General features: G+C 38.5%; 9 protein-coding genes. 3 read left to right on the top strand and 6 right to left on the bottom strand.

The features are described 5' to 3' along the window. Nucleotides 1-36: 36 nt before the first annotated feature. The 5 genes from UC75_RS07530 to UC75_RS07510 form a co-directional block, all read right to left on the bottom strand. Nucleotides 37-525 carry an NUDIX hydrolase gene (locus UC75_RS07530; protein WP_005307298.1) on the bottom strand — a complete coding sequence of 163 codons (489 nt, stop codon included), beginning with the start codon at nucleotides 523-525 and terminating at the stop codon, nucleotides 37-39. 144 nt (nucleotides 526-669) lie between these two features. Next, nucleotides 670-1,221 carry a gamma carbonic anhydrase family protein gene (locus UC75_RS07525; RefSeq protein ID WP_005307296.1) on the bottom strand — a complete coding sequence of 184 codons (552 nt, stop codon included), beginning with the start codon at nucleotides 1,219-1,221 and terminating at the stop codon, nucleotides 670-672. A 90-nt stretch (nucleotides 1,222-1,311) separates the two neighbouring features. After that, nucleotides 1,312-2,460, bottom strand: coding sequence for a D-alanyl-D-alanine carboxypeptidase PBP5/6 (dacC, locus tag UC75_RS07520; RefSeq protein ID WP_049837199.1), 1,149 nt, complete (start codon nucleotides 2,458-2,460; stop codon nucleotides 1,312-1,314). A gap of 126 nt (nucleotides 2,461-2,586) precedes the next feature. After that, nucleotides 2,587-3,009 (bottom strand): MCR_0457 family protein, encoded by a 423-nt coding sequence (locus tag UC75_RS07515; protein WP_111854424.1) that lies wholly within the window; start codon nucleotides 3,007-3,009, stop codon nucleotides 2,587-2,589. Between the two features lie 152 nt (nucleotides 3,010-3,161). Continuing rightward, the gene (locus UC75_RS07510; RefSeq protein WP_005307290.1) at nucleotides 3,162-3,533 is read right to left on the bottom strand and encodes an MCR_0457 family protein; all 372 of its coding nucleotides are present in this window, start codon (nucleotides 3,531-3,533) and stop codon (nucleotides 3,162-3,164) included. Nucleotides 3,534-3,634: 101 nt separating this feature from the next. Here UC75_RS07510 and surE point away from each other — a divergent pair, with 101 nt between their 5' ends. The 3 genes from surE (at nucleotide 3,635) to UC75_RS07495 (ending at nucleotide 6,372) form a co-directional block, all read left to right on the top strand. Beyond that, nucleotides 3,635-4,405: a 5'/3'-nucleotidase SurE gene (gene surE, locus UC75_RS07505; RefSeq protein ID WP_005307288.1), complete on the top strand. Its 771-nt coding sequence runs from the start codon at nucleotides 3,635-3,637 to the stop codon at nucleotides 4,403-4,405. A gap of 111 nt (nucleotides 4,406-4,516) precedes the next feature. Then, nucleotides 4,517-5,341 (top strand): peptidoglycan DD-metalloendopeptidase family protein, encoded by an 825-nt coding sequence (locus tag UC75_RS07500; RefSeq protein ID WP_049837198.1) that lies wholly within the window; start codon nucleotides 4,517-4,519, stop codon nucleotides 5,339-5,341. A 101-nt stretch (nucleotides 5,342-5,442) separates the two neighbouring features. Next, complete coding sequence (locus UC75_RS07495; protein ID WP_004790899.1) at nucleotides 5,443-6,372, top strand: LysR family transcriptional regulator; 930 nt, start codon at nucleotides 5,443-5,445, stop codon at nucleotides 6,370-6,372. A gap of 51 nt (nucleotides 6,373-6,423) precedes the next feature. Here UC75_RS07495 and UC75_RS20655 read toward each other — a convergent pair. Continuing rightward, nucleotides 6,424-6,585, bottom strand: a 162-nt coding sequence (locus tag UC75_RS20655) for a hypothetical protein (RefSeq protein ID WP_228137226.1), incomplete at its 5' end; no start/stop codon positions are given.

Genomic DNA, 6,585 nt, shown 5'->3' with positions numbered 1-6,585 from the left:
CCAGACATACCGACGATGACACGTTGTTGCATAGGACTAGGCATCCAAATGAGAAGTTAATGAGGGAGAGAAAGGGTGCTCATAAATAAGCGATAAAGGATAATGGTGACCTTTCATGGCATCTTCAACTGCTTTGAGTACGAGTGGACTACGGGCACGAGCAGATTCTTTGAGCTCATCTGGTGTCATCCACACAGCAGCTACAATACCTGTATCGAGTTGAGGATTATTTTCAACTTGAGTCACATGTGCTAGAAAACAGAAGCGGTAATAGGTACGGTCCGGAAACATGGGCGGAGTATACGTATAAATACCAAGCAAGGCATCAATTTCAACATGATGACCTGTTTCTTCAAGTGTTTCTCGAATGGCTGCTTGAGTTAATGACTCACCGCATTCCACATGACCAGCAGGTTGGTTAAATACTGTGTGTACAAAACCTTCGCTATGTTCTTCAACAAAAAGATAGCGTCCGTCTTTTTCTACGACTGTAGCAACAGTGACATGAGGAGTCCATGCGGCCATAAAAAAGCACCATGATTTAAAAGACGTATGATACGAAATTTAGGGGTTTTTGGCTATGGTGATCTGCTAAACGATATGAGCAATACTACAAAACCATATCGTTTAAAAAATCAGAATTTTATTGCTGATATTTCATAGAGCTAATTAATCTTGCTCTGCTTGAGCCGCTTTATGATTATTTTGTACTTTTACATAATGTCTTGCCGAATAAGGAAGAAACGCTAATTCTTTTTCGGTTAATGGTCGCACTTGTTGTACAGGGCTTCCTACATATAGGTAACCACTTTTTAAGACTTTACGCGGTGGAACCAAACTTCCAGCACCAATCATCACATCATCTTCAATAATCACGTCATCTAAAATAACAGTATTGATTCCGATTAAAACTCGGTTGCCAATGGTACAGCCATGCAAAGTCACATGATGTCCAACCGTCACATCTTCACCAATAATAAGAGGTGAGCCATTAGGTTTTGCATCATTTTTATGGCTAACGTGCAACATACAATGGTCTTGTACATTACTATTTTTACCAATTTGAATACTATTTACGTCACCACGAATGACGGCAAAAGGCCAGACAGAAACATTTTCGGCTAAGCTGACTTCACCGACTACAACGGCCATGTCATCGACATAACATGTTGGATCAACTTGAGGACGGTGTTCAAGATAAGGACGTATGTTCTTTGCCATGAGTAGTATCAAAATAAAATTTAGACGAATTATAAAATAAAAAAGCACTCAGGCTAAATAGCATGAGTGCTTAATTCAACTATTCAAAAATTAGAATAAGTTGCTGAAGAATTGTTTAACATGGTCGATTAAGCGTGCAAAGAATCCTGCTTCTTCAACTGGTTTTAATGCAACTAATGGCTTTTCAGCAATTACTTTGCCATCAAGGCTAGCAACAAGTTTGCCCACAACTTGGCCTTTTTGAAGCGGTGCATTTAAGTTAGGTTGAACAACTAACTGTGTTTTAATGCCGTTAGCTTTGCCTTTAGGCATAGTCACACTAAAGTTTTCTGCCAGACCAATTTGAACTTCATCTTCTTTACCAAACCACACTTTTGCTTTAGCAAGAACTTGATTGGCTGGTTGAATGTTTGCAGTTTCAAAGTTTGCAAAGCCCCAAGACAATAATGTACGCGTTTGGTTAGCACGTTCATTAATGCTATCTGTTCCGAAAATAACGGAAATGAGACGCATCGGACCACGTTTGCTTGACGTTGTTAAGCAGTAACCCGCTTCATCTGTATGACCTGTTTTTAAACCATCTACGCTTGGGTCTGTGTAAAGCAAGGCATTACGGTTACCTTGTTTAATGCCGTTAAACGTAAATTCTTTTTCAGAGTAGATTGGGTAATATCTTGAGCTGTCTTTAATAATATGTTGCGCTAAAACAGCCATATCTTTAGCTGTTGAATAATGACCTTCTGCCGGTAAACCAGTTGAGTTAATGAACTGGGTATTTGTCATACCGATACGTTTTGCTTCCTGATTCATCATGTGAGCAAACGTGCCTTCATTTCCGGCAATATGTTCAGCCATTGCTTTTGATGCATCATTACCTGACTGGATAATGATACCGCGAAGCATTTCTAGAACAGTCGCTGTACCATTTAAAGGAACATACATACATGATTCAGAGCTGCTTCCTTTACACCATGCAGACTCGTTCATACGAACCTGCTCATTTTCAGTCAGTTCACCTTTTAATAATTTTTGTTCAATGATGTAGCTTGTCATCATTTTTGTCATTGAAGCAGGTGCAAGCTTTTCGTTTTCATTTTTAGAAGCGAGAATTTGTCCTGTCTCATAATCCATTAATACATAAGACTTATTATTTAATTCTGGCGGAGCTGATAAGACAGTTGCTGCATAAGAAAAACTTGGTAAGAGGAGGAGTGCAGCAATAGCGCTTTTTCGAGTCATTCTAGGTAATTCCAATATCTTGTATGAAGCAGAAGAACCTAGCATTTTAGGATAAAGCAAAGCCGACTTCTATGGGGGAAGTCGGCTTTTTCAAACAGTATTGTAACTCAAGAGTTTTTTACTAATTTAGTTTTGCGATTGATAAGCTTTCACGTCTTGACAAACTAATGTGTTTTGCTCGTTACCAGCAGCTTTTGCATCATTACGCGCTTCTTTTAGGACTTTCTTGAAACTTTTGTCTTTAGCACGTTTCTCTAAAGCTGCAACTGGATCCGCTTCATTTGGTAAATAGTCTTTTACTAAACGTTCATAACCTTGAGCAAAATCAGCATCTTTTTTCCCAATAAGGCTTGGGCAAATTTCAGAAAGTACTTGAATTGCAGCTAATTCTTCAGGAGTTATAGTTTGCTGTGGAGTTACTTCAACAACATTTTCATTTTCGGTTTTCTTTTCAGTTGTTTTCTTCTTATCAGCAGCAAAACCAACTGTTGCCATGCTCATAAGTAAAACCAAAGAGAGCGATTGAACTAAGCTTTTCTTCATAAACATCGATAACCCAAAATAAAATTTTTAAATATGTCGATAGCTTAACCAATTTACAGGTTAAAAAAATGGAAAAAATGTATTGTTATGTTGGTTTTCTGCTTAATACCAAGCAGAAAACCTCAGTAAATAAACTTCTACCCTAAACGAGTAAAAATCTATTCTTTATAGTTGACAATCTCTTCACAAAGTTCGTGTTGCTCATGATGGTCCATTTGTTTTGAAGCTTGACGTGCTTCATTCAACAAGGTTTTAAACTCTGCATCATTTTGTAGAGCAGAGAGGGTAATTGATTTATTCGAATATCCTTGAAGATACGTTGTGATAATTTTTTGAGTATTTGACTCAAGTTTTTTATTTGTCCCTACGAAAGCTGGACAAATTTCCTGTAAGACTTGCGTTGCCGCAATATCATCTTTAATTAAGCTATCAGCTTCTTGTGTTGAGATATCCTCATCTGCAAAAACCGCTTGCGTACACAATGTGATACTGATCCCCAATACCTGAAAAAAAGGAGCAAAAGTTTTCATTTTTTCACAATTTTATAATGCTATGGAGGCATAAATATATATAATTCAACAAATAATTCAATTGTGAAAACCTTTAGGTTTATTTGTAGAGAAAGATTTTAGTGAATATTTTAATAGCGAATGATGACGGTGTTTTTGCTCCAGGTATACAGGCTTTAGCAGAAGCATTAAAACCGCTTGGACGTGTGGTTGTGGTTGCACCAGAAAGTGAAAGAAGTGGTTTTTCAAGTGCATTAACATTGGATCGACCATTGCGCCCAATTCAAATTGCCGAAGATGTATGGGCTGTGAATGGTACGCCAGCAGATTGCGTTTATTTATCAATGAATGGTTTGTTTGATTTCGAATTTGACTTAGTCGTAAGTGGAATCAATAGTGGCGCGAACTTAGGTGATGATGTTTTATATTCTGGAACAGTCGGTGCTGCATTTGAAGGGCGTTTAATGAAGCAACCTGCAATTGCTGTTTCTTTAGCTGGTCCTGATGTACGCGCTTATAATGTTAAAGAAGATTATGCTCAGGCTGCGCAGTGGGTACATGATTTTATTGCAAGCGGATTGCCAGCTTTGCCTCCACGACATATCTTTAATATCAATATTCCTGATGTGCCGAAGTTAAAAGGAGCACAAATTACGTATCAGGGACGCCGTGCTCAATCTAAACCGATTACCAGCCATGTCGACCCAAGAGGACGCCAAGTTTACTGGATTGGATTAGCGGGCGAGGCGGTTACAGATCCTGAGCGTGTTTCAAGCCAGATTCAATCGGATTTCTTTGCGGTAGCAAACGGTTATGTCAGTGTTACACCTATTCAAATGGATGCTACAAATTACGCCGTTTTAGAAGACCTTCAGGTCAGTTTGAGTCAATAATTGAGCTCGAATGTTATAACTTTGTGAATAAAGAAAAAGAGGAACGTGTTTCCTCTTACTTTTTTGGTACTCTTAGCCGAAATGATTTGTAGCATTTAGTGAGGGAGATCAATGCATTTAATTGGGCAACAAAACAGAGTGCATATCCAAAAAGACAAAATAATGAAAATTATGTTGTTGTCTGCGGTTGTAGGTTTTACCGTAGCTATGGCAGGTTGTGCTTCTAAACCACAAATTAATAATAGTTCTCGCTATGCAATGGCTCCTAACTATTACACAGTTCGTTCAGGTGATACTTTAAGTGGTATCGCAATGCGTTATGGTCTGGACTACATCAGTATTGCTGAAATGAATGATATTCCTGCGCCATATCGTATTTATGTCAATCAATCGTTACGTTTGAAGAAAGGTTCTTCACCAAGAACGGTATCTACACAAGTCATGGCACAGCCTGAGCAAATTAAGCGTCAAACGATTGCTTTACCAACTACACAGCCTGTTACTCCAGTAACTCAGCCGTCTACTGTACCGTCAACAAATACGACAGTGGCATCCGTTGCACCAAATTCGAGCTTACGTTGGATAAAACCGACGAATGGACCAGTGATTCAAGGGTTTAATTTGGCAAATAATGTCAAGGGAATCCGTTATGGTGGAAATCAGGGTGACCCTATTTATGCCGCAGCCGATGGTCAAGTTGTCTATGCAGCTGATGGCTTAAAAGAATACGGAAATCTGGTTTTAATTAAGCATATTGACGGATATATCAGTGCGTATGCCCACAATAGCAAGATGTTTGTGAAAAGCGGTGACAATATAACTGCTGGACAAAAAATTGCCGAAATGGGATCTACTGGCGCATCTCAAGTCATGCTCGAGTTCCAGATTCGTTTGGATGGAAAACCGATTAATCCTGTAAATCTTTTACCAAAATAGCTAATGCAAAAAACTTAGGTTTCCTCGTATAATGTAATTGGTTGCTTTCATTACAACAATAAGCATTTTTTATAAATTTAAAATTAGATTTGAGGAAACCTATGTTAGATCAGCTTCGTGCGATGGGTGTTTTCGCTTGTGTGGTAGAAAAAAGTTCATTTAGTGGTGCGGCACGTGAATTAGGAATTACAACAAGTGCGGTGAGTCAGCAGATACGCTCGCTTGAGCATGAAATGGATGTAACTCTATTACATCGCTCCACTCGTAAACTTAGTTTGACAGAAGCCGGACAGGCTTTTTTTTCAAGCTGTCAAGAGATGTTGGCGGCTGCTGAAAGGGGAAAAATCCGAATTAATGAATTGAGGGATGACTTAATCGGGGATTTGCGTATTGCGACAACTCCTGATTTAGCAGTTCAACACCTCATTCCTGCATTATCTCACTGGATGTCGGCTCATCGCGGTTTATCTGTGCATTTCGAAGTTGGGCATCGTTATATCGATTTAATTGAAGAGCGAATTGATATTGCAGTGCGCATGAGTTCTACTCCTGTAGAAGAGAGCAGCTCGATCATTCCGTTGGCTTTTGTAGATCAGATTTTGATTGCTTCTCCTAGTTATCTCAATCAATCTAGTCCAATTGTGCATCCTAATGATTTAAGAGATCATGAATTGTTGTCGATTAATGTCATGAATGACTCACGCCATTTCAATTTTCAACATGTAAAAACAGGTGAAACGCTCAATATTGAAATGCAAAGCCGTTTGCAGAGCAATAATTTACAAGTTGCAAAAGCGTTATGTCAGCAAGGACATGGTATTGCACGAATTTTATATTTGGATGCTCAGAAAGAATTAAAAAATGGTTCTTTGATTGAACTCATGCCAGATTGGAAATTACCAACGTTTACATTGTATGCAGAGGTTGCCAAGCATGATCAACAACCAATGAAAATTCAACGTTGTGTTGAAGCACTTAAACAATATTTTAGCCAGTTAGCAGGAGGACGAGCGATTCAGATCGTTCGTTAATTTTGCGAGTCTAAACGTAAAAAGGGCCTGTATTTTACAGGCCCTTTTTTATTATTTCTGTTTTAATGTAGCGACTTCTTCTGCATTTTCTTGTGGCAGATCGTCAGCAGTAAGTTCTTCATGCTTCTTAATTTTTTTCTTATTTTTCTTTTTCTTTTTTGGCTCTTCTTCAATTTCAGCACCATCTTCAATGGCTTGCCAATATTCAAGTTG

Source organism: Acinetobacter sp. V2 (assembly GCF_001188385.1).
Classification (GTDB): domain Bacteria; phylum Pseudomonadota; class Gammaproteobacteria; order Pseudomonadales; family Moraxellaceae; genus Acinetobacter; species Acinetobacter oleivorans.
Note: the sequence above shows the minus strand (reverse complement) of the source record. Positions and strands in the feature narration are given on the sequence as shown.

Coding starts and splice junctions, on each gene's coding strand:
- UC75_RS07510 (WP_005307290.1), bottom strand. CDS start 3,533: ATGAAAACTTTTGCTCCTTTTTTTCAGGTATTGGGGATCAGTATCACA.
- UC75_RS07515 (WP_111854424.1), bottom strand. CDS start 3,009: ATGTTTATGAAGAAAAGCTTAGTTCAATCGCTCTCTTTGGTTTTACTT.
- UC75_RS07525 (WP_005307296.1), bottom strand. CDS start 1,221: ATGGCAAAGAACATACGTCCTTATCTTGAACACCGTCCTCAAGTTGAT.
- UC75_RS07495 (WP_004790899.1), top strand. CDS start 5,443: ATGTTAGATCAGCTTCGTGCGATGGGTGTTTTCGCTTGTGTGGTAGAA.
- UC75_RS07530 (WP_005307298.1), bottom strand. CDS start 525: ATGGCCGCATGGACTCCTCATGTCACTGTTGCTACAGTCGTAGAAAAA.
- dacC (WP_049837199.1), bottom strand. CDS start 2,460: ATGACTCGAAAAAGCGCTATTGCTGCACTCCTCCTCTTACCAAGTTTT.
- UC75_RS07500 (WP_049837198.1), top strand. CDS start 4,517: ATGCATTTAATTGGGCAACAAAACAGAGTGCATATCCAAAAAGACAAA.